We start from the raw sequence: 19,554 nt of genomic DNA, 5'->3' as shown, positions 1-19,554 counted from the left end.
GCGGGGACGCGACGCCTCAGCGCCCCGCACGTGCGGCTACACGACGCCTCGACGCCCCAGACGCGCGGCTACGCGACGCCTCAGGCGTGCTGCAGCAAGAACCCGTCGACGCGGTGCATGAACTCCGGCCAGTCGGCGGTGAAGCGGTGGTGCTCGCCCTTGTAGGTGTACAGGCGCGCGGGCACGCCAGCCTTGCGCAGGGCGCCGTAGGTCTCCAGGCTCCAGTACTCCGGGCACATGTGGTCGGCGGTGCCGTGGTTGAGGATGACGGGCATCCGGCCCAGTCGGCTCACGTAGTTGCGTGAGGAGGCCTCGGCCCAGAACGTCGGGTTCGAGGTGGGCGTGCCGTAGGCGCGGGCGACGCGCTGGCGCAGCGTGCGGTCCGAGCGCACCCACCGCGACCAGTTCTCCGTGGCGCTGGAGCTGACCGCGGAGTACATCACCAGCGCCTTGAACCAGGTGGGCCGTGCCTCGGCCACCTGCAGCGCCACGCCGCCGCCCATCGAGCGGCCGAACAGCGCCATCCGGTGCAGGTCGATGCCACGCAGCCTCGCCCGCTTCAGCGCGACGATCGCGTTGAGCACGTCGGCGGGGTAGCCCAGCGGCTGGTGGGCGGGCTTGGTGGAGGCGTACGCGGAGTCGCCGTAGTTGCGGTAGTCGGGGTGCAGCACGGCGAAGCCGAGCCGGGTCAGCCGGGCCTCCTCACGCTGCAGCCCGGCACCGGTGCGGTAGATCATCGGCCGGATCCAGCCGTGGGTGTCGACGACCAGCGGGTGAGCGCGGTGCGTCCGCGGCACCGAGAGCGTGCCGGTCAGCCGCAGCCCGTCGCCGCGGTAGGAGATCTCCCAGCGGCGCATGTACCGGTTCTGGGCCTGCAGGTGCTCCAGGCGGAACCCGTGGCCGCGGTAGCGGTGCGCGATGAGCGCCGGCATCGAGACCAGGTTGAACGGGGTGGTGTTGTCGTCGGCCGCGCCCACCGCGTAGCGGGCGTCGGTCCGGCCGGACGAGACGGCGGGCACCAGCAGCACCGCTCCCACCGCGAGCACGAGGACGCCGACGGCCCAGCGGGCCAGGTAGCGTCGCGGTGCCGAGATCACGAGCGCAATTCTGCGCCCGCTGAAACGGTTCTGCGTTGTGATCTGCGCGATGCGAGGCGTGGCGCCCCGAATTCCTCCGGTCGGTCTAGACGACCGGGCGGAGCGGGCTCAGACCACCTGGTGCAGCCAGCGCACGGCGGCGCCGTCGCCGGCGTGCCGGAACGTCTCCAGCTCGTCGTCCCAGGGCTTGCCCAGGAGCTTGTCGACCTCGAGCATCAGCGTCGTCTCACCCAGGGCGGCCTTGACCACCGCGGCCTTGAGCCGGTCCTCGGGAATCATGATGTCGCCGTGCAGGCCGGTGACGGCGTGGAAGACGCCGAGGTCGGGGGTGTAGGAGAACCGGGCTCCCTCGCTCGAGGCCGTCGGCTCCTCGGTGACCTCGAAGCGCAGGTGGTTCCAGCCCCGCAGCGCCGAGGCGATCGAGGCGGCGGTGCCCGACGGGCCCACCCAGGAGTACTCGGTGCGCAGCGTCTGGACCTGCGCCGGCTGCGGCGTCCAGGCCAGTCCGACGGACGTGCCGAGCACGCCGCCCACCGCCCACTCGACGTGCGGGCACAGCGCGGCCGGCGCCGAGTGGATGTAGATGACACCACGGGTCGCTTGAGTCACCGGGACCTCTCCTTCTCTTCCGACGTCGAGGGACGCCTTCCCCAGCGGTCTCGGTGCGGGAGATCAGGAGTGCACGGTGATGTGTGTGGGGCCATTGTGGCCCAGGAGCGGAGGTGGGGACAAGTGCCTACGCGGTCGCGTCGCTGCGGATCGCAGCCGGGTCGACCACGTTGCGCGGATCGCACAGCGCACCGAACAGCAACCCGTCCGGCGCCTGGGCCGGACCTTCGGTGACGGTGCCGAGCACGGCGGTGACATTGTCGTGCCCGCCCGCGGCCAGCGCCGCCTCGACCAGGGCATCCGCGGCGTCCTCGTCGTCGGCGGTGGCCAGGAGGATCTCCTCGATCCGGTCCTCGGGCACCAGGTCGGTCAGCCCGTCACTGGCCAGCAGCACCCGATCGCCCTCGCGCAGCGCGAGGGGGACGACGTCGGGCACCGAGAGCGGGTCGCCGTTCACCGAGCGCAGCACCACGTTGCGCCAGGGGTGGAACGGGACCTCGGCGGGGTCGAGGTGGCCCTCGGCCTGCATCTTCTGCACCCAGGTGTGGTCGGTGGTGACGCGGGTGAGCTGCTGATCGCGCAGCACGAAGCCGCGGGAGTCGCCGACGTGCGCCAGCGCGAAGCGCTGACCGTCCGTGAGCACCGCGGTGAGCGTGGTGGCCATGCCGGTGAGCTCGGGCTGCGCGACGACGCCGCTCGCGAGCTGGACGTTGGCCGCGGCCACGGCGTGCTCGAGCACGCCGGCCGGGCGGAGCCCGACGCGCGACATCGCCTCCGCGGCCACGACGTAGGCGGTCGTGGCGCTGGCGACCTCTCCCCCGGCGCTGCCGCCGACACCGTCGGCGACCAGCAGCAGGCTGGCTCCGGAGAACCCGGAGTCCTCGTTGCCGGAGCGGACGAGACCGACGTGCGAGCTACCAGCCCTGGTGAAGCGCAGCATCGGCGTCTCCCATCTGCTCGCCCACATCATGTCGTAATCGGAGTGTGTCGTACTGAGGGAACGTGCCGCTTGTCACGTCTTGTTCCCCGATGAGTGCGTTCTCAACCGTTGCACAGCCCACCGACACTCCTCGCCCGCCCGTGCCAACCTGTGCCGACCTGTGCCGGTCCGTGCCCCGTCTGTGCTCGTCCCCGCCCCCGGCCCTGAGAGACTGGTCGGACTATGGACTGGGTGCTGCTCGGGATCTCCGTGCTCCTCATGCTCACCTGCGGGCTGTTCGGAGCGGCCGAGTACTCCCTGGTGACCGTCGACCGGGCGGCGGTGGAGCGGGCCGCCGAGGGCGGCGACCGCTCCGCCGACGGCGTTCGCAACGCCCTGCGCACCCTCTCCACCCAGCTCTCGGGCGCCCAGGTCGGCGTCACGCTGACCAACCTGGCCATCGGTTTCCTCGCCGAGCCGGCCGTCGCCTCGCTGCTGCGGACGCCGCTGCGGGCCGCCGGGCTGCCGGACGCCTGGGTACCGGGGGTCTCGGTGGCGCTCGGGCTGGTGCTGGCCACCGTCGCGACCATGCTCTTCGGGGAGCTGGTGCCCAAGAAGATCGCGCTGGCCACGCCGCTGGCCACCGCCCGCGCCACCCAGCGCTTCCAGCGGACCTTCACCGGCGTGGTGCGGCTGCCGATCCGGGTGCTGAACGGCTCGGCCAACGCGGTGGTCCGGGCGTTCGGGGTGCAGCCGCAGGAGGAGCTGCGCTCGGCGCGCTCCTCCGACGAGCTCGCCTCGCTGGCCGGCCGCTCGGCGTCGGAGGGCAAGCTGGACACCGAGACCGCGCACCTGGTGCAGCGCTCGGTCGCGTTCGGGCCGCGCACGGCCGGGGAGATCATGACGCCGCGGGTGCGGATGGCGGCCGTGGAGGCCACCGACCCGGTCGCCGACGTCATCGAGCTCTCCTCCCAGACCGGGTTCTCCAAGTTCCCGGTGGTGCGCGGCAGCAGCGACAACGTGGTCGGGTCGGTGCACGTGAAGCAGGCCGTGGCGGTCCCCCGCTCGGAGCGCTCCTCGACGCTGGTGCGCGAGGTGATGGTCGCGGCGACCGTGGTGCCGGAGTCGCTGCGCCTCGACCCGCTGCTGCGGCTGCTGCGCGGCGAGGGCTTCCAGATGGCCATCGTCTCCGACGAGTACGGCGGCACCGCCGGGGTCGTGACCTTGGAGGACGTCGTGGAGGAGATCGTCGGCGACATCGCCGACGAGCACGACCGCTACGGCTCACGGCTGCGTCGCCGGCCCGACGGCAGCTGGATCGTCTCGGGGCTGCTGCGCCCCGACGAGCTGGAGGAGGCGACCGGCATCTCGCTGCCGGAGGACGACGACTACGACACCATCGCCGGGCTGCTGGTCAAGCAGCTGGGCCGGATCCCGCAGCGCGGCGACCAGGCGGTGGTCGACCTGCCTGTCGTGGTGCCGGAGGACGACGACGAGGACCCGGTGCTCGAGCAGGCACGGCTGCGCGTGGTGCGGATGGACGGGCTGCGCGTCGACCGGCTCACCGTGACGAAGCTGGACCCGCCCTCGGGCGCGGAGCCCGCGCCGGGGTCGCCCGCATCGGTCTCGGTGGCGACCGATGAGTAGCCAGACGGCGCTGCTGGTCGGCGTCGTGCTCCTGCTGACCAACGCCTTCTTCGTCGCCGGCGAGTTCGCCCTGGTCTCCGCGCGGCGCACGCAGATCGAGCCGAAGGCCGCGGCGGGCAACCGGCTCGCGCGCACCACCTTGCGCGCGATGGACAACGTCTCCCAGGTGATGGCCGCGGTGCAGCTGGGCATCACGGTGGCCTCGCTGGCGCTCGGTGCGATCGCCGAGCCCGCCCTCTCCCACGTGCTCGAGCCGCTCTTCGACGCCGTGCACCTGCCCGAGGGCATGGCGCACCCGGTCTCCTTCGCGATCGCGCTCGGCGTGGTCACCTACTTCCACGTCGTGCTGGGCGAGATGGTGCCCAAGAACATCGCCCTGGCCGGACCGGAGCGGGCGGCGATGGTGCTGGGCACGCCGATGATGGCGTTCGTGACGCTCTTCAAGCCGGTGGTGGTGGCGCTCAACGCGGCCGCCGACGGCGTCGTCCGGCTGGTGCGGCTCGAGCCGGCCAGCGCCGTGGCCTCCACCTTCACCAAGGAGGAGGTCGAGGCGCTGGTCGATGAGTCGCGCGACGAGGGCCTGCTGGCCGATGACGAGTACGAGCGGCTCTCCGGCGCGCTCGGGTTCACCACCCGTGAGGTCTCCTCGGTGCTGCTGCCGCTGGAGGAGCTCGAGACGGTGCCGGTCGGCGCGCGGGTGGGCGACGTCGAGCGGATCTGCGCCGAGACCGGCTACTCCCGCTTCCCCGTGGTCGACGACACCCCGGAGGGACCCGCGCTGGTGGGCTACCTGCACATCAAGGACGTCTTGGAGACCGACCCCCACGGGCGCACCCGGGTGGTGCAGGACAAGTGGATCCGCCCCTTCGCCAACGTCCGCCCGACCGACACCCTGCAGACCGCGCTGGCCGTCATCCAGGCCAAGGGCTCGCACCTGGCACGGGTGGTCGACGACGCCGGCACGGTGCTGGGCATCGTGACGCTCGAGGACGTGATCGAGGAGCTGGTCGGCGAGATCCGCGACGCCTCGCACACCAGCTGAGCCGCTCAGCCGGTGCCGACGCGGAACCCCTCGACCACGGTGTCGAAGCGGTGCCGCACGGCGGTGACGCCCTTGGCCCCGATCGGGGCGAAGGCGCTCAGCGCGTAGTTGCGGCCCCGGCCCTTGACGGTGATCACCACGAACTGGATCCGGCGGCCCTCGGCGTCGACGACCGCGCCGTAGGTGGCCCGGCCGGGCCGGCGATCGACGGTGCGCGCGGCCGAGCCGAGCAGCGTCAGCGACTGGTAGCTGCGCCGCAGGGTGGCCACGACCGCGTCGTTGGTGCTGCGGGGTGCGCCGCCGGCGGTCGTCGTCACGGTGACCGAGATCGAGCGCGACGCGTCGACCAGGGAGGTGATCTTGCCCCGGCGGGTCGCGGTCATGCCCTCCGGCACGGTGAGCCGGTAGCCGCCGACGGTGTTGACCACCGTGGTGGGCGGCACCGGCTTCGCGGCGGGCCGGAACAGGGTCAACCAGCCGAAGTACCCGGCCAGCACGACCGCCAGCGCCGCGATGCCCGCGAGCACCACGACGGGGCGTCGTGGTGTCGGCACGGTCTCAGCCTGTCACGCGGACCCGGCGCAGGTCCTTCGCCGCGAGTGCGCACCCGGCCGAGAAGCACAGCAGGCCGATGGCCAGCCACCCCGACCAGATGCCGCCGGTGTGCGGCAGCGCCGCGGCCACGTCGTCGACCACCGAGGCGTGGTGCGTGGTCGTGGTGGTCGCCGGCGCCGAGACCACCGGCGGGTTGGCGGCCGGCGGGACCGTGGTGGGCGGTGAGACGACCGCGGTGCCGCCGGCGTTGTGCACCAGCACCTCGCTGTGGGCGGCGTCGAAGGAGATCAGCCCGAGCAGGTTGCCGGTGGCGGCGTTCTGCGCCACGCCGGCCACGCCGGAGGCAAGGTAGGTCTCACCCTGGTTGATGTAGGCGCACAGGCCGGTGGTGTCCGCAGTCGGGTGGCACAGCTGATCTGGGGTGCCCTGCGGCTGGGTCAGCGGGGTGCTGTTGCCGAAGATGTCGGCCACGCTCGATCCGCGGTCGGTGGTGCCGTCGGAGTCGGCACTGCCGTGCGAGGTGAGCAGCCCGATGCAGGTGTCGCTGGTCGGCACGCCCGGCACGCAGACCCCGGCCGCCGAGGACTGCGTCGACCCGCTGGTGTCGCCGGTGGTGGTGTCGCGGTGCATGGTCGAGCTGCTCTGCAGTGCGTCGATCCCCAGGCCGTTGGGGCAATCGGTGCTGCTCGAGGTCGGCAGCGTCGGCAACGTGATCGGGTCCGGCAGCGTGATCGGCATCTGCGAGGGCGGGGTGAGGCAGATGCTGGCGGCCGCGGTCTTCGTCGAGGAGTCCGAGGCGGTGCTGGTCTGCGTGGCGTGGGAGTCGGCCTGCAGCGGGCACACGGCGTTGTCGGTGCCGGAGCACACCGGGTCGGTCGCGCCGTGTCCGTCGTTGCTTCCCGAGGAGCTGGCCTGCGAGCCGTAGAGCGTCATGCCGCCCAGCGCGAGGACGCTGGCGTCGGCACTGCTGGACCCGTCGTCGTTGATCGTCGAGGTGCCCGAACCGGCCTCGGCGGTCAGCGGGGTAGGTGTCGCCTGGCCCGGGAGCAGCTCGCCGTGCAGCGCGTGCGAGGAGGCGTGGTCGGGCGCCTTCGGGTCGGTGGTCTCGTTGCCCGAGGAGTCGTCGTCGCTGGCCGGCGGCGTCGGGGCGTCCTGCGAGGGCACGCTCGCCTGCTGACTCTGCTGCGTCTGCTGCGCCTGCTGACCGGCCTGCTGCACCTGTTGGGTGGCCTGGTGGACGGTGTTCGTCAGCTGCTTGACCACGCCGTCGAGCGGGTCCGTCGGGCTGCCGTCGCCCGAGGCGGCGCCGGCCGCGCCGGCGGTGCTGAGCAGCAGGACCGCGGCGGCGGCGCTGACGAGTGCGGAACGTCTGATGGTGGACATGGGTCTCCCTTCCCTGCCGCTCTCAACGAGCCCGGCCAGAAAGGGTTACGCACCAGTAACAAACGCGAAGTTTGTCCAGAATGATCGATCGGGACGACCGAGGGGCGCCGGGTCACGGGGGTCAACCGTGGGAGGGACCCGGCGCCTCTCGGCTGGTCCGGTGCGCCTCAGCCGACGCGACGCCAGCGGGCCAGGATCGTCACCCCCGCGGCGAGCAGCAGGGCGGCCAGCGCCAGCGAGCCCGACCACGGACCACCGGTGTTGGGCATCGCGGCGTGCGCCCCGAAGGCGTCCAGCGACGACGAGGCGTCGGGACCCTGGCTGCCCGCGGTGCTGCCCGCGCCGGCCGAGCCGGGCGCCGAGACCAGCACCGTGCCGGGCGTGGTGGGCGCCTGGGGCGAGGTGGTCGGCGGCTCATCGACGTTCTGCCTCGTCGCGGTGGCACCGGCCGTGGTGTGGGCTCCGGTGAGGCCGACCACCCCACCGAGCAGACCGACCTGGGCGACGGTCTGACTGGTCCCGGCCCCCGAGGTGGTGCCGGCACCGGCCGTGCCCTGGTCGAGCAGCGTGCAGACCACCGTGCCGTCGGTGCAGCCGTCGGGCACGCTGAGCGTCAGCGGGTCGCTCGGCGCGCCGGCCGAGGTGCCGCCCACGCCGACATCGGCGATCGAGCCGCCCGAGTCGTGCGCCCCGGTGCTCGAGGCCGAGCCGTGCGAGGCGAGCACGTCGCCGCTCAGCGTGCACCCGGTGGTGCCCACCACGCAGACGCCGGCCGCCGACGTCGACGAGGAGGACTGGGTGCCGTCGGCACCGCGGTGAAGGTGCGACTCCCCCTGCGCCACCCCGACGGCCACGCCGTCGCAGGAGGCGCCGCTCGGGTCGTCGCCGCCGAGGCAGGTCGCGGCCAGACCGGTCTGCGAGTTCGCGTCGGCCCCGTCGACGCCGTGGTCGGCGTCGGAGTCGGCGTAGAGCAGCTGCGCACACAGCGAGCCGCCCGTCATCTCGCACAGCGGGTTGTCCGGCGCGGAGGTGCCGGTGGTGCCGCCCGGTAACGTGCTCTGCGAGGAGATCACCGGCTGACCGGCCACCGAGAGCAGCGTGCCGTCGGCCGAGGCCTGCTCGCCGTCGTCGGTCGAGGAGTTCTGCGAGACGCCGAGCAGCGGCAGGTCGCCGGCCGGTTGGCCCAGCCCGAGGTCCACCAGCTGCGCCGTGGCGCCGTCGACCGGGTCGGTCGTCGTCTCCCCCGCCGGCTGTTGCGCGGTGTCGCTGCTGCTGGACCCGGCGCCCACGCCGAGCAGGTCGGTGAGCACCTGGGTCGCGACGGCGTCACGCGAGTCGCCGTCGGAGGAGGTGTCGGTCCGGTTCAGCGTCGAGCAGAGGGCGTCGGGCGGCGTGCAGCCGCTCGGTGCGTCGAGGTGCGAGGTGTCGCGGGGCAGCGCGATCGTCGTGCCGCCGAGGGTCACCGTCGTGATGTCGGGCTGAGTGGCACCGGAGCCCGAGCTCGAGCTCAGCGCGTCGAGGCCGACGTCGCAGCCGTCGCTGCCGGCGCGCAGGCAGGCACCGGCCACGTTCGCCGAGGACTGCGAGCCGGTCTCGTCGTACTGGGCGGAGCCCTGCGCGAGCCCGAGCTGCTGGCCCGAGCAGGTGGCGCCGGTGGCGTCGTCACCGCCGACGCAGGCCGCCAGCAGCCCGGTCGACGTCGCCGCCGAGGCCGACTGGGTGCTGGAGTCGCCGTAGAGCGCCCGCACGCAGAGTGCGCCGCTCGTGCTGGCGCACAGCTGGTTGTCGGGGACCTGGGAGTGGCCCCCGTCGCTGGAGCCGATCACCGTCGTGCCGCCCACGCCCACGGTGGTGGCGTGTGCGTGGGGCCGGCCCGAGGAGTCGGAGCCGACGTCGTTGCCCGAGACCTGCGCGAGCGGAGCGTGGTGGGTCTCGACGTGAGCCGAGGAGGAGCCGGCATGGCTGGTCTCGCCGCTCTGGCCCTGGTGCTGGGGACTCGCCGCCTGCGTGACCGGAGCGGTCGCGGCCTGGACGGCCCCGGTGACGTCGCCCAGCAGGTGGCCGACCGGATCGGGGTCCGGCGCGCCGTCGGCGTTGGCCGGCGCCGTGATCAGGAGCGGGAACGCGACCGCGACGACGAAGCCGAGGAGGGCGGCGAGCCCGCGGCGACGCCGTCGCTCGCGCGGGTGGTGTGGCGCCGTGGAGATGGAGCTGGGCATGGTCGGTCCCCCGTTCGATGTCGGCGACGGGAGAGATTCCCGTCACATGACACCTAACGGACAAACCGGACAGGGGTTACGGGCCACTCCCCGGGTTTCTGCCTCAGCCGTTCTCCTGCTGCTCCCACAGCCCCGCGACGTACTGGGCCTGACCGATGTGGCGGGCCATGTCGTCGGCAACGCTGACCAGCCGCGACGACAGCGTCACCGGCGGGTCCCAGCGCTCGTCCACCACGCGGTCGAAGTGCTCGGCCCGAGCCAGGTAGCCGGCCACCTGCTGCTGCACGGCCGCGTGGTACTCGGCCAGCACCCCGAGATCGTCGAACCGCACCTTCGCCACGTCGTCGCTGCTGTGGCCGTAGCCGGTGTCGCCGGAGGGCAGGTCCAACCCCAGCCGCTCCTCGAAGCCCTGGCTCACGGCGACCTGCGGGTCGCCGGCGACGTCGGCCAGGTGGTCGTCGAGCACCCGGGTCAGGTGCCAGACCAGCCACCCGATCGAGTTCGCCCCGGGCGCGGGCCGCCAGGCCGCGGCCTCGGTGCTCAGCCCGTCGAGCAGTTGCGGCACCGACTCCGCCACCCGGTCGTAGGCGTCGAGCAGGATGTCGTTCGCGGCGCTCATGGCGACGACGCTACTTGCTCGGCTGCGGCACCTTGCAGTCGTGCACCTTCGGGTTCGCGCCGACGTAGTTCAGCGGTCCCGCGATGATCGTGACGATCACCGTGCCGGTGTGGGCGCAGCTGTCGTTGCCGCCCTTGAAGTAGTCGCGCTGGAACGCGGCCAGCGCGCCGATCACCAGCCAGATCACCACGATGAGGGTGATCAACCCGCCCAGACCCGACCCGCGACGGCGGCGGGCAGTTGTTTCGGACATGACAGACCCTCTCCTCGACCACGACCCGACCATCCCAGCATGCCGGTCCAACCCGTCGAGCGCGACCTTCGTCGACTCGGCGGCACTCACGAGGGGGGATCCCGGAGCAGGTGGCGTCCCACCATGGCCACACCTCTGTCCACCGCAGCGATCGCCTGCGATCCTCGGGCGATGAGCCTGCTCCGCAGTGCAGCATGGTGGATTCGCTGGCGGATGGCCTGTCTACCTGCCCTGGCCACGTTCCTCGTTCTCGACGCCACCCACCGGCCGCTGTGGCTCTCGTTGGGAGCCTGCGTCGTGGCCGCCTGCCTGGTCCAGATCGCCGGCCGACGCCGCTATCGGCGCAAGCTCGCCCGCAGCCAGGTGGCTTACCGGAGTGGGGCGGGTGGGGCTTGAACCCACGACCCAGGGATTATGAGGACTGAACCTCAGAACCCTTGTGCCACCAGGTCATTTACGCGGCGGACGCCGTCCTTCTCAACGCCAATCCCCCTCTGTTGGAGGGACCAGCAATGAGAGGCGACCGCCATGACCGACATGATGACGCAAGCACCAGCGATTGACCCGGCCGACGAGACCGAAGAGCCCGCAGACTTGGCCCTGCGTCGCGCTCTAGGAGTGCGGCCGAGCAACTACTTCTCTGACGGGCGCAAGGGCGAGCATCCCGATCCCAATCCTTGCCCGACCTGGTGCTGGGTAGCGCGCGAGACCGACGAGATCTACGGCCACGAGGTGGGCTGGTCCAACCCGATGCGCGCGCATCATCATCTGCTCGCGACGCCCACGACTGTCGCCAGCCTGTACTCGGGCACCTGGTACTCAGGCACCGGAGATCGCGTGGGCACTCGAGAAGTTGTCACGAGCTCAATCGAGACCCAGCTCGAGCAGATCGGCACTCGAGAGCCGATGATTCGCGTGAGTCCGAGGCACTGGCCGGATGGCCGCGAGCTGAAGCTCGTCGAAAAGCTCCGCCTGCGGGTCGAAGATGCTCGCGAGCTGATCACCGCTCTGACCTACGTCTGCGACGTCGCAGACGGCAAGCGGGAGCCCGTCGGCGGCGACGACGCATGACCACCGCACCCGCGGCAGCCCCATATGTGGTGTGCCCGACATGGTGTGAGGTGTCGGCGGAGGAGCACGTCGACGACCTATCCAACTGGAACGGTCTCGTCATCCATCACGGCCTGATCGACGCTGAGTTCAGCGTCGGACTCTCAGTCACTACGTTCGTCGACGGAACCGTGATTGCCGCCGACGACGCGACGGTCTGGGTCAGTGATGGCCACGACGGGCCCGCCGCAGACGCGCGACGTCTGGCCCACGCCTTGCTCAAGGCGTACGAGCTGGCCGAGGCGACATCGAACAACCGTCATCTCTCCCTGGTCGCGAACTGATGCACGCCTATCCCCCAGGCCGCTCCCCACCAAGCCAGCCCGCCCACGTGGCGGGCTCCGCCATGTCTCATTTTCAGTTCTGAACTTGAGGTCGCCCACCATCCAAAACGGACCCGCATGCCCACCGCCCCGACCGCTCCGTCCGTCGAGATCCTCGACGTCACCCCCGAGATGGCCGAGACCTGACTCTCGAAGAACCCCAACAACCGCAACGTGCGCAAGAACGTCGTCGACGCCTACGCCCGCGACATGATCGCCGGCTCCTGGCGACTGAACGGGGAGACCATCAAGATCGCCACCGACGGCACCCTGCTCGACGGCCAGCACCGCTGCCAAGCCGTCGTGGCTGCTGAGACCACCGTGCCGATGATCGTCGTGCGCGGCCTGCCCGCTGCGGTGATGGCTACCGTTGACGCCGGAGCGAAACGCACCTACGCCGACGCCCTCAAGCTCCAGGGCGAGGAGAACACCAGCGTCCTGGCTGCGGTCACCCGCCGGGCGATCCTGTGGGACCGCGGCTTCCGAGTGAAGACGGGCTCGGTCTACCCCACGCCGCTGGAGATGAACGCGTTTCTGGAAACACACCCCAGCCTGCGCACCTCCGCCGAGGTCGCCACCGGCCTGTCCTCCAAGAGCTTGCTGCCGGCCAGCATCGTCGGCCTATGCCACTGGCTGTTCAGCGCTATCGACTCCGACGCCGCCTCCTGGTTCCTGGCCCGCGTCACCGACGGCGACAGCCTCACCGCCGACGACCCCATCGCACTCCTCCGCGACCGCATCGTCCGACTGCGCGTCGGCGGCCACCGCCTCAACGAGACCGAAGCCGTCGCGCTCACCATCGTCGCCTGGAACGTCTACCGGACCGGGGGCACCCGCTCGAAGCTGCAACTGCCCAAGGGCGGGCTCACGGCGAAGAACTACCCCGAGCCGCGGTAGACGGCCAGCTCCGCCCTCAGCTGCACTGATCCAGCCACCGGCGATGCAGAACCTGACCTACATCCGAGGCAAGACTCCTCTGCCACTTTCCGTCGACGTGCCTACCCCACAACTTGAGCACGGTGCCGTCGCGAAACTTGAAGACCCAACCGGGTTCACTCACCCATGCCTCAAGGTCCGGGCTCCACGACCCCTCTGGTCTGACCACATTCACGGAGCTGATGTCCGAAATCCGATGCACGACGGCATCAATGCCTTCCTGCCACTTGCCGTCACCCTCGTCGACATACGGGTTCGCAACGACCTCAACCACGGTCTCATCGCAGACCGCCAACACCTGCCAGCCATCGCCTTCCCGAGAGTCCTGCACCGACCCCCACGCATCGCGAATGGTTTGACCGCCAGCGCACGCCAAGACGGCCAGCAAAATGGACGGCGGCACCTCGACGCCCCCGCCATCAGTGCGAGCAGTAAGCAGGTCACGCAGAAGGTCAACTTCTGACTGCGAGAACCTCATCCCCCCAGTATCGAGCAGCGGTAACCCAGAAGACCGTTCACAGGCACCAGCAGATCGCTGACATCGGTGGCGTCAGTGAGCGCACTGTCCGCGACGACCTCAATCGGGGAATCCCGATTGAGACCATCACCAACGCTCGCGGCCAGGAAGCGGTCCCTGCGAAGCCCTACTCTCAAGTCATGGCTGAGACCGTGACGATTGATCGCGACGCGCTCGAGGAGCTGCTCTGGTTCGCCAAGCGTGGGGACATCGCCAACTCTCGTCGCCGGTTCCGTAACGGGTTCCGCCACACTGCCGTCTGCTCCGGGGAGCACCGAGAAGCGGACTGCGCCAACTGCCAGGCTTTTGCCCAGACCGAGGCCGCACTCGCGTAGGGGCTCAGCGGGCGCGGTAGCCGCCTAGCTCGAGACAAGTCAACTGAAGCATCGCTACACACGCAGAGGCACGCTGAGCCTGTGCATTCGACCCTGTCGTGGATTTCGCTCGCCATCGCGCTCGTCGCCCTCAGTATCAACAGCCTGAGCTTCCTAGACGGAAGACGTCAGGATCGTCGCGACACGTTCCTACAACTGCATGAGCGCATGCTCGATCCAGAGCTCCAAGAAGGGCGACGCCTCATCTACGAACGTTGCCAGACCGTCGCCGACGTCGCTGACCTCCGCCGCCAATCTCCACAGGACTACGCCAGCGCAACCGAGCCGTCGCGATGTTCGACATGTTCGCGCTCGACATCAAGCTCGGTTACGTCCGCCGAGAGGTGGCCATGCTCGAATGGGGCCTACCGACCGCTCGCTTCTACCGAGCCGCCACAGAGTTTCTTCGGTTTCGGGACGAGGAGAGTACCGGCCAAGCATGGCGCAACTTCTGATGGCTCGGCGAACTCGCGAGTCAAGAGTTCCCAGCAAAGCCTCAGATGCGCAAGTAGTAGACCCGGCCAGCGGAGGGCTCCACATGCCCGCCGCTGCCCCGCTGTGGGCACTAGCCCCACCCTGGCTCACCCGCCCGCCCGCGGCCTGCTGACCAGCCGTGACGCACCCCGGTACCTACCGTCGTTGAACCGCGCCCAGGTCGAGCAGCTCGCCCAGCAGCGCCGCGAGCAGGCCGAGGTCAAGGCGCAAAGGGAGCCCAGGCTCACCGGCCCGCCCGACGACGAGCATTACTGGCTGACCGTTCCCCAGGCCGCAGAGGTGGCCGGCGTGACCCGACAGGCCATGCACGTGCGGCTCAAGCGCGACCGGCTGCCCTACGAGATCTCCGACGGACGGCGGTGAGTGCGGCGCGATCTGCTCGAGCTGTCGGAGCGGGCGCGGGCAGCGCAACGGAAGCGGTTGCCACTCGCCGCATCTGCGCACCAGCCTCCGCCGCCTTGACCCAGTGGAGGCCCTTCGCGCACTGCTGGCCGTTGATCCAGACGACGGGCCTGCCGAGGATGGCGACCACGGCGGAGACCATCGTCAGCACAACCGAGAAGACGACGAAGCCCCCGCCGACCAACGGGGGCTTCAACGTTTCCGGAGTCCGCGCTTGACGCGAACTCCGTGGGGCCTGGCCCGACTCGAACGGTGCCGTCATCCCTGGATTCAGTGACGCTCAGTACCAGCGCTAAGCGTTGAGCAGGCTGTGGCCCAACGGTACGGCTGGGCTGCTCTCGTCGCCTGGGTTTGTCACATACAACATCGCCGCTGTTTCAGCGGGTAGCTAGGACCGCGCTGCCTGCATCCACCTGGTCTGAGATCCTGAGTGGGTGCACGGTCGTTCACGGAGCCGGGAGGTGCTGCTGGCTGCTCTTGCCGGCGCGATGGTGGGTGCAGCGATCCTGCTGGCCTTGGTCGCGATGGGGCGGTAGGCCGACCACGGGTTGACCAGCCAAGTCGAACGCGTGTTCTATAAGCGGATGGACGACGCACCCCCTGAACGCGACTTCGCCCTCGGCTACGACGCCGGCCGCGCCATGTGCCTGGCCACAAGCCGGGAGTCCGCCAGAGCCCACCAGGCCGTCCGCGAGGCCGAGCAGACCGGCGCGTTCTGGGAGGGCTGGTCGTGGGCGGTGTGGGACTACGAGGACGCCAACGGTCTTCCGCACGTGACCAGCGCGTGAGCCCGTCGCGGCGTCTCGACCCCGACCGAGCGCTGGTCATCGAGCTCATCGCCACCGTCGACCGAGATCTGCACGACGGGATTGGACGGGATGAGTCGATCGAGCTGCTCCAGCAGCGGGCCGGCGGGCGGCGGGATTTGCTCGCCGCGGCGGCGGGGCACTACCTCGGCTTGTTCTTACGCCACGGCGCAGCTGCGCCCGACGCTCCGGAGTACCTGTCCCGGCTGGTGGCCGCGGGAGCTGATCTGGCCCAGACCGCCGCTCACGTGCGGAGGACGGCCGTCTAGCCGTCGCCACGGTCGTCGTGGAACCGCCGCCTGCGGATCTCATCGCGCTCACGACGGGGCGCGATCTTGCCCGGCCCGAACCGGCTGCGCGTCCAACTCGCGAACGCACACACGGCAACGAACAAGACCCACAAGGCCACTGTCCCCAAGGTGTGCACGGTTCCGACGGTAGCCTTCTACGCCGGGGATCCCAGCGGCTTGGGGGCGACTGACCCCGACGGTCAGTCGAAGTCACCTCGGTGCACGCGCCCAGCCAAGTTGTCGATGACGGCGCTGAGCTGCTCCCTGGACGGCAACGCTTCCTCGTGGACCACCCGAAGCCTCCCGCCCCAAACGGTGTTCCGACCCCGTAGCACCCCGACCTTCCACCCTGGCTTCGATGCGCGCCATCCCCTCGAAGCCAGGCGAGCGAGCACATAACCAACGACGTCGACCGGACCTAGACCGACCAGCGGCACGTCCACTCGCAGCGATTGCCGAGCTCGGACGCCGCGAATCCAGAAGACCCAGCGACCGCGTGCCACCCGGACGTCGTCATCGCCGGGGTGAAACGGCAGCAACTCCCACCAAGGCGACGGGTCACCCTTGGTCAAAGGCCCGTTCCTTCGACGCCTGCGACACCACAAATGGGTTCTCGACCGCCCATCGTCGTCGACCGCACCTCACCGCGACGCACCAGCGCGTAGACCTGGGTGCGCGAGGTAGCGAGCTTCTCGGCGACGGCGTCGAGGGTTAGGAATGCGAGCGGGTTGGGCTCGTCGGGCATGGCGGCAGCCTAGGCTGCGCGACGTGCCGTCGTGGTCAGACTTCGCGTCGGCGACCGTCGTTGGCGGTTTGCTCAATCACTGAGGACACTTGTGGCCTCAATCACTGGAGGCTTCGATGGCTAGGAACGCCTATGTGGCGCCCGCTAGCAAGCGTGCAGGCTTCGTCGCAGTGTTGCTGTGGGTGCTGGCCGTGGGGTGGGTGCAACTCGTCGGCGCCGCGATGGGCACAGACGAGATAGTGATCGAGCTTGCGCTCATTGTGGGGGCGATCTGGGCGACGCTGCGGGCTTGGCGCCTAAGACGCGGCTGACTCGGCAGGTTGGGTCACTCCCGCGGGTCAGAGGGGTGCGGGAGCGCACCTGCCATCAGGCAGCCCGACCCTGACCGCGCCGCGCACGACGACGAGCGAGGCGGCGTGCGTTTCGAAACGGTGTCACGTCGCCTGCCGTCGCGGCTCAAGTCGCCAGCGAACACGGGGGATGACTGTTCCGGGGAAGGTGACCCACAACGGCCCGGAGAGCCAGAGCAGCGCAGTAAGCGGACCAGACACGTGGCCGATGGTTCCCACGCAGACGACGAGCCAAAGGAGAGACGCTAGCGGGGTCGCGATGACCTCGACCGTGCGCCATCCCTTCTCGCTCACGGCCACAATGGTAGGACGGTTTAATGGTCGCCGGCCTCGAGTCGCACGATGACGGTCCCGCTCTGCGCGTGCCAGTGGATGCTCAAGACACCACGTTCGTCGACATAAGAGGATGACTGAATGGGCTTTGCTTCTTGGATCTTTGGGCCAGAACGCCAATCGGTCGCATGGGGCATGGGACCTGCGGAGGTAGTGTGTCCGCTCACACTGGATCCGGAGACGGTCCAAGAACCCGGCTAGTCGTCTTGCGCCGGTATCCCCGCGTCTCATCGGGTCGGGGTTGGGTCATGCCTTTGCCGGTGCCCAGCGGTGTGGGTTGTGCTTGGACTGGAGAAGCAGGTCGGCCGGCACCTCGATCGCGTACTCCCCCAGCGCGTGAGCGACCGCGTCTCTCAGCGTGCCCTTGCCGTTGGCGCCGCGACCGAACCAGATGAGCAACACGTGGTCGCGGACCACGCCCAGCAGCGCCGAGCCCAGCGAGCGGGCCAAGAACGCCCGCATCTGAGGATCGGGCTGGGTCTGCTCGAGGAACCGGTCGAACTCCTCCGAGCGCGCCAGGGGGTCGAACCGAGCAACCGTCGCCTTCGACAGGTGGTCACCGGGCCACGGATCGCGGACCGAGCCGTCCTTGAGGTCGACCGTGCCGTCGACGGTGTTCAGCAGATAAGGGTTGGCATCGAGCCGAGCTGCGCTCAGCGTGCAGGGGTGCATCGTCGAGGCCAGCTCCAAGGTCCCGTTCACACCGGCCGCAGACTCGACCTTCCCAATGTCCTGGAGCAGTGCCTTGCGGTCGTCGTGGCCAAGGTTGGGCATCTCCCCCAGCGCGGCCTTGACCAGTCCGATGACCGCTCGGTGCTCCTCGCCGTCGACGCACTCGGCCCACCGGCATCCGTCCCAGCTGTGCCAGCGATCCCGTGAACGTGCAGCAGCCGACCGTCATAGGCGCGGGTGAAGCGCTCGGCGAACCGCAGCTGTCCGCGATGCTCCTCCCGCACCGGCACCAGGTCCTCCGACCACGCACCGCCCAGCGCCCACTCGCTCATCTCGCTCATGGCCTCGCTCATGCCGGCCTCCCCTGGTCGGGGTTTTGCCGGCCAGAGATGAACTCCTCGGTATCGGCGAACGCTTGGCCGCGCACCACACCGAGGTGGCGCCAGCTGTCACGGTGCTCAGCCGCCCGGGCCAGATACTCGGCGTCCTCGGCGCGCTTGTGAGCTTCACGCGCGAGCTCGAGCTCGGCGTGCAGCGACTCCACCAGCTCGTCCCCGCAACGCGCCCACGCCTCCGCGGCACGCACCACCGCAGCCACCCGCCGCACATCACCGTCCGGCAGGCTGTTGAACTCCCGTGAGCCGTACGTCGGTGCCGGCACAGTGCAGCGAGCCAGCATCCGCGCCGCCCAGCGCCGACGCGTCTCAACGTCCGGGCTCACGCGACCTCACCGCCCTCAACCAGACGCACCGAGTAGCCGGCGACGTCGAGTGGTAGGGCGGGTGGGGCTTGAACCCACGACCCAGGGATTATGAGTCCCTTGCTCTAACCGACTGAGCTACCGCCCCGCGGGCAGCCTAGTGTCCAGCAGCGGCGGGTCGGGCAGCGTGCCGAGCCACTGGGCGCCGAGCCCGGCGATCTCGTCGTCGACGACGACGCCGCCGGCCAGCACCATGCGCAGCCAGGCTTCGACGCGGCCCAGCCGGGCCAGCCGCATCGCGGCGGGCATCGCGGCGCGCAGGGCGGCGGCGGGGGCGACGTCGTCCCAGGCCCCGATCCAGGCCTGCGCCACGCGCCAAAGCCGGGGGTCGTCGCGTTCGCAGGTCAGTACGTCGGCCAGGCCGCCGAGCGGGACGAGCAGGTCGACGGTGGGTGAGGCGACCACGGCGTCGCCGAGGTCGAAGAACCGCAGCGGGCGGTCGTCGATGGTGGCGAAGACGTTGTTGCCGTGCAGGTCGTTGTGCACCAGGCAGGGCGGCAGCCCCAGGGCGCCGACGACGTCGACGGCCGCGGCCACCGCGGGCAGGCACTCCAGGATGCGAGCCGCTGCCCGATCCCCCAACCGTCGCGGGTCGTCGGCCGCGAGCCCGGTGAGCACGCCGACGCTCTCGCGCACCCAGGCGAGCGTCTCGGCGAGTGGCATGGCCTCGACGCCGGCCGTGGCGATCTCGCCGACGAAGGGCGCGGTGTCGCGCTGCAGCTGCGCCCACTCGCCCACGATGCGGGTCCAGACGTCGAGGTCGTCGTGCTCGAAGCCGAGGACGTCGCCCTGGTCAGGGCTCAGCAGCAGTCCGGAGCCCTCGTCGACGGCGACGACCGGCAGCACCCTCCCCGGCACCAGCCGGTCGAGGAGCACGAGCAGCTCGCCCTCGAAGGCCGAGGAGCCGCAGTTCTGCTTGGCCCAGTAGACCGCGCCGTCGGAGGCGGTGGCCCGCCACACCGACGACCACGGCTGCAGCTTGACCTGCTCCAGGTCGACGGGTCCGACGGCGGCCTCGACGAAGCCGCGCAGCTCCTCGGCGAAGCCGGGCGTCGACCAGCGCGTCGGGTCCACTCGCATCCGCCGGAGCCTAGGCTC

Annotated in this window: 22 protein-coding genes, 1 tRNA gene and 1 pseudogene; 10 read left to right on the top strand and 14 right to left on the bottom strand. The window is 70.4% G+C overall.

Going from position 1 to position 19,554, the window contains the following annotated elements:
* Window positions 1-80 precede the first annotated feature (80 nt).
* From D9V37_RS10580 to D9V37_RS10570, 3 genes are all read right to left on the bottom strand, one after another.
* Complete coding sequence (locus D9V37_RS10580; RefSeq protein WP_121806124.1) at window positions 81-1,097, bottom strand: alpha/beta hydrolase family protein; 1,017 nt, start codon at window positions 1,095-1,097, stop codon at window positions 81-83.
* Between the two features lie 108 nt (window positions 1,098-1,205).
* A complete protein-coding gene (locus tag D9V37_RS10575; protein ID WP_198412487.1) occupies window positions 1,206-1,706 on the bottom strand; it encodes a DUF3145 domain-containing protein in 501 nt (166 codons plus the stop codon).
* 127 nt (window positions 1,707-1,833) lie between these two features.
* Window positions 1,834-2,646 carry a PP2C family protein-serine/threonine phosphatase gene (locus tag D9V37_RS10570; RefSeq protein ID WP_158604436.1) on the bottom strand — a complete coding sequence of 271 codons (813 nt, stop codon included), beginning with the start codon at window positions 2,644-2,646 and terminating at the stop codon, window positions 1,834-1,836.
* Between the two features lie 222 nt (window positions 2,647-2,868).
* On the opposite strand from D9V37_RS10570, the gene D9V37_RS10565 reads away from it, so the two are divergent.
* Both D9V37_RS10565 and D9V37_RS10560 read left to right on the top strand, forming a co-directional pair.
* On the top strand, window positions 2,869-4,272 hold the full coding sequence (locus tag D9V37_RS10565; protein WP_121806121.1) for a hemolysin family protein: 1,404 nt from the start codon (window positions 2,869-2,871) through the stop codon (window positions 4,270-4,272).
* Window positions 4,265-5,314 (top strand): hemolysin family protein, encoded by a 1,050-nt coding sequence (locus tag D9V37_RS10560; RefSeq protein WP_121806120.1) that lies wholly within the window; start codon window positions 4,265-4,267, stop codon window positions 5,312-5,314. The genes D9V37_RS10565 and D9V37_RS10560 overlap by 8 nt, the downstream gene beginning before the upstream one ends.
* Window positions 5,315-5,319: 5 nt before the next feature.
* On the opposite strand, the gene D9V37_RS10555 is transcribed toward D9V37_RS10560, so the two are convergent.
* From D9V37_RS10555 to D9V37_RS10535, 5 genes are all read right to left on the bottom strand, one after another.
* A complete protein-coding gene (locus tag D9V37_RS10555) occupies window positions 5,320-5,868 on the bottom strand; it encodes a hypothetical protein (protein ID WP_147455921.1) in 549 nt (182 codons plus the stop codon).
* Window positions 5,869-5,872: 4 nt separating this feature from the next.
* A complete protein-coding gene (locus D9V37_RS10550) occupies window positions 5,873-7,252 on the bottom strand; it encodes a hypothetical protein (protein WP_121806118.1) in 1,380 nt (459 codons plus the stop codon).
* Window positions 7,253-7,419: 167 nt separating this feature from the next.
* Window positions 7,420-9,471: a hypothetical protein gene (locus D9V37_RS10545; protein WP_121806117.1), complete on the bottom strand. Its 2,052-nt coding sequence runs from the start codon at window positions 9,469-9,471 to the stop codon at window positions 7,420-7,422.
* Between the two features lie 103 nt (window positions 9,472-9,574).
* Window positions 9,575-10,090: a mycothiol transferase gene (locus D9V37_RS10540; protein ID WP_121806116.1), complete on the bottom strand. Its 516-nt coding sequence runs from the start codon at window positions 10,088-10,090 to the stop codon at window positions 9,575-9,577.
* Window positions 10,091-10,100: 10 nt separating this feature from the next.
* Entirely contained in the window at window positions 10,101-10,343 is a 243-nt protein-coding gene (locus D9V37_RS10535; protein ID WP_198412486.1) for a hypothetical protein, read from the bottom strand.
* A 171-nt stretch (window positions 10,344-10,514) separates the two neighbouring features.
* Here D9V37_RS10535 and D9V37_RS10530 point away from each other — a divergent pair, with 171 nt between their 5' ends.
* From D9V37_RS10530 to D9V37_RS10515, 4 genes are all read left to right on the top strand, one after another.
* Entirely contained in the window at window positions 10,515-10,739 is a 225-nt protein-coding gene (locus D9V37_RS10530) for a hypothetical protein (protein WP_147455920.1), read from the top strand.
* Between the two features lie 132 nt (window positions 10,740-10,871).
* Window positions 10,872-11,414, top strand: coding sequence for a hypothetical protein (locus tag D9V37_RS10525; protein WP_121806114.1), 543 nt, complete (start codon window positions 10,872-10,874; stop codon window positions 11,412-11,414).
* Window positions 11,411-11,737 carry a hypothetical protein gene (locus D9V37_RS10520; RefSeq protein WP_147455919.1) on the top strand — a complete coding sequence of 109 codons (327 nt, stop codon included), beginning with the start codon at window positions 11,411-11,413 and terminating at the stop codon, window positions 11,735-11,737. Before D9V37_RS10525 ends, D9V37_RS10520 begins: the two co-directional genes overlap by 4 nt.
* A gap of 213 nt (window positions 11,738-11,950) precedes the next feature.
* Window positions 11,951-12,673: a hypothetical protein gene (locus D9V37_RS10515; RefSeq protein WP_121806112.1), complete on the top strand. Its 723-nt coding sequence runs from the start codon at window positions 11,951-11,953 to the stop codon at window positions 12,671-12,673.
* Between the two features lie 16 nt (window positions 12,674-12,689).
* On the opposite strand, the gene D9V37_RS10510 is transcribed toward D9V37_RS10515, so the two are convergent.
* A complete protein-coding gene (locus D9V37_RS10510) occupies window positions 12,690-13,190 on the bottom strand; it encodes a hypothetical protein (RefSeq protein WP_121806111.1) in 501 nt (166 codons plus the stop codon).
* 179 nt (window positions 13,191-13,369) lie between these two features.
* Between D9V37_RS10510 and D9V37_RS10505 the strand changes: the two genes are divergently transcribed.
* The 4 genes from D9V37_RS10505 (at window position 13,370) to D9V37_RS10490 (ending at window position 15,575) form a co-directional block, all read left to right on the top strand.
* Window positions 13,370-13,564, top strand: a complete 195-nt coding sequence (locus D9V37_RS10505) for a hypothetical protein (protein WP_121806110.1) — start codon at window positions 13,370-13,372, stop codon at window positions 13,562-13,564.
* 678 nt (window positions 13,565-14,242) lie between these two features.
* Entirely contained in the window at window positions 14,243-14,461 is a 219-nt protein-coding gene (locus D9V37_RS10500; RefSeq protein WP_121806109.1) for a hypothetical protein, read from the top strand.
* Between the two features lie 623 nt (window positions 14,462-15,084).
* A complete protein-coding gene (locus tag D9V37_RS10495) occupies window positions 15,085-15,288 on the top strand; it encodes a hypothetical protein (protein WP_147455918.1) in 204 nt (67 codons plus the stop codon).
* Window positions 15,285-15,575 carry a hypothetical protein gene (locus D9V37_RS10490; protein WP_121806107.1) on the top strand — a complete coding sequence of 97 codons (291 nt, stop codon included), beginning with the start codon at window positions 15,285-15,287 and terminating at the stop codon, window positions 15,573-15,575. Before D9V37_RS10495 ends, D9V37_RS10490 begins: the two co-directional genes overlap by 4 nt.
* A gap of 589 nt (window positions 15,576-16,164) precedes the next feature.
* Here D9V37_RS10490 and D9V37_RS20060 read toward each other — a convergent pair.
* From D9V37_RS20060 to D9V37_RS10465, 5 genes and pseudogenes are all read right to left on the bottom strand, one after another.
* Window positions 16,165-16,341, bottom strand: a complete 177-nt coding sequence (locus D9V37_RS20060) for a MerR family transcriptional regulator (protein ID WP_147455917.1) — start codon at window positions 16,339-16,341, stop codon at window positions 16,165-16,167.
* Window positions 16,342-17,270: 929 nt separating this feature from the next.
* Window positions 17,271-17,888: pseudogene (locus D9V37_RS10480) on the bottom strand (hypothetical protein); the annotation flags it as partial.
* A gap of 157 nt (window positions 17,889-18,045) precedes the next feature.
* The gene (locus D9V37_RS10475; RefSeq protein WP_121806104.1) at window positions 18,046-18,417 is read right to left on the bottom strand and encodes a hypothetical protein; all 372 of its coding nucleotides are present in this window, start codon (window positions 18,415-18,417) and stop codon (window positions 18,046-18,048) included.
* 50 nt (window positions 18,418-18,467) lie between these two features.
* Window positions 18,468-18,544 (bottom strand) — tRNA-Ile (locus tag D9V37_RS10470).
* Window positions 18,535-19,536: a phosphotransferase gene (locus D9V37_RS10465; RefSeq protein WP_121806103.1), complete on the bottom strand. Its 1,002-nt coding sequence runs from the start codon at window positions 19,534-19,536 to the stop codon at window positions 18,535-18,537. The genes D9V37_RS10470 and D9V37_RS10465 overlap by 10 nt, the downstream gene beginning before the upstream one ends.
* Window positions 19,537-19,554: the final 18 nt, after the last annotated feature.

The sequence above is a fragment of the Nocardioides mangrovicus genome, from assembly GCF_003674065.1.
Classification (GTDB): domain Bacteria; phylum Actinomycetota; class Actinomycetes; order Propionibacteriales; family Nocardioidaceae; genus Marmoricola; species Marmoricola mangrovicus.
The sequence above is the reverse complement of the archived record's forward strand: the minus strand, read 5'-3'. Positions and strand labels throughout refer to the sequence as shown.

Bases quoted from the DNA above. Each gene is read 5' to 3' on its own strand.
- D9V37_RS10545 (WP_121806117.1), bottom strand. From the start codon at position 9,471: ATGCCCAGCTCCATCTCCACGGCGCCACACCACCCGCGCGAGCGACGG.
- D9V37_RS10560 (WP_121806120.1), top strand. From the start codon at position 4,265: ATGAGTAGCCAGACGGCGCTGCTGGTCGGCGTCGTGCTCCTGCTGACC.
- D9V37_RS10530 (WP_147455920.1), top strand. From the start codon at position 10,515: ATGAGCCTGCTCCGCAGTGCAGCATGGTGGATTCGCTGGCGGATGGCC.
- D9V37_RS10535 (WP_198412486.1), bottom strand. From the start codon at position 10,343: ATGTCCGAAACAACTGCCCGCCGCCGTCGCGGGTCGGGTCTGGGCGGG.
- D9V37_RS10525 (WP_121806114.1), top strand. From the start codon at position 10,872: ATGACCGACATGATGACGCAAGCACCAGCGATTGACCCGGCCGACGAG.
- D9V37_RS10505 (WP_121806110.1), top strand. From the start codon at position 13,370: ATGGCTGAGACCGTGACGATTGATCGCGACGCGCTCGAGGAGCTGCTC.
- D9V37_RS10465 (WP_121806103.1), bottom strand. From the start codon at position 19,536: ATGCGAGTGGACCCGACGCGCTGGTCGACGCCCGGCTTCGCCGAGGAG.
- D9V37_RS10520 (WP_147455919.1), top strand. From the start codon at position 11,411: ATGACCACCGCACCCGCGGCAGCCCCATATGTGGTGTGCCCGACATGG.
- D9V37_RS10510 (WP_121806111.1), bottom strand. From the start codon at position 13,190: ATGAGGTTCTCGCAGTCAGAAGTTGACCTTCTGCGTGACCTGCTTACT.
- D9V37_RS10565 (WP_121806121.1), top strand. From the start codon at position 2,869: ATGGACTGGGTGCTGCTCGGGATCTCCGTGCTCCTCATGCTCACCTGC.
- D9V37_RS10495 (WP_147455918.1), top strand. From the start codon at position 15,085: ATGGACGACGCACCCCCTGAACGCGACTTCGCCCTCGGCTACGACGCC.
- D9V37_RS20060 (WP_147455917.1), bottom strand. From the start codon at position 16,341: ATGCCCGACGAGCCCAACCCGCTCGCATTCCTAACCCTCGACGCCGTC.
- D9V37_RS10550 (WP_121806118.1), bottom strand. From the start codon at position 7,252: ATGTCCACCATCAGACGTTCCGCACTCGTCAGCGCCGCCGCCGCGGTC.
- D9V37_RS10570 (WP_158604436.1), bottom strand. From the start codon at position 2,646: ATGCTGCGCTTCACCAGGGCTGGTAGCTCGCACGTCGGTCTCGTCCGC.
- D9V37_RS10540 (WP_121806116.1), bottom strand. From the start codon at position 10,090: ATGAGCGCCGCGAACGACATCCTGCTCGACGCCTACGACCGGGTGGCG.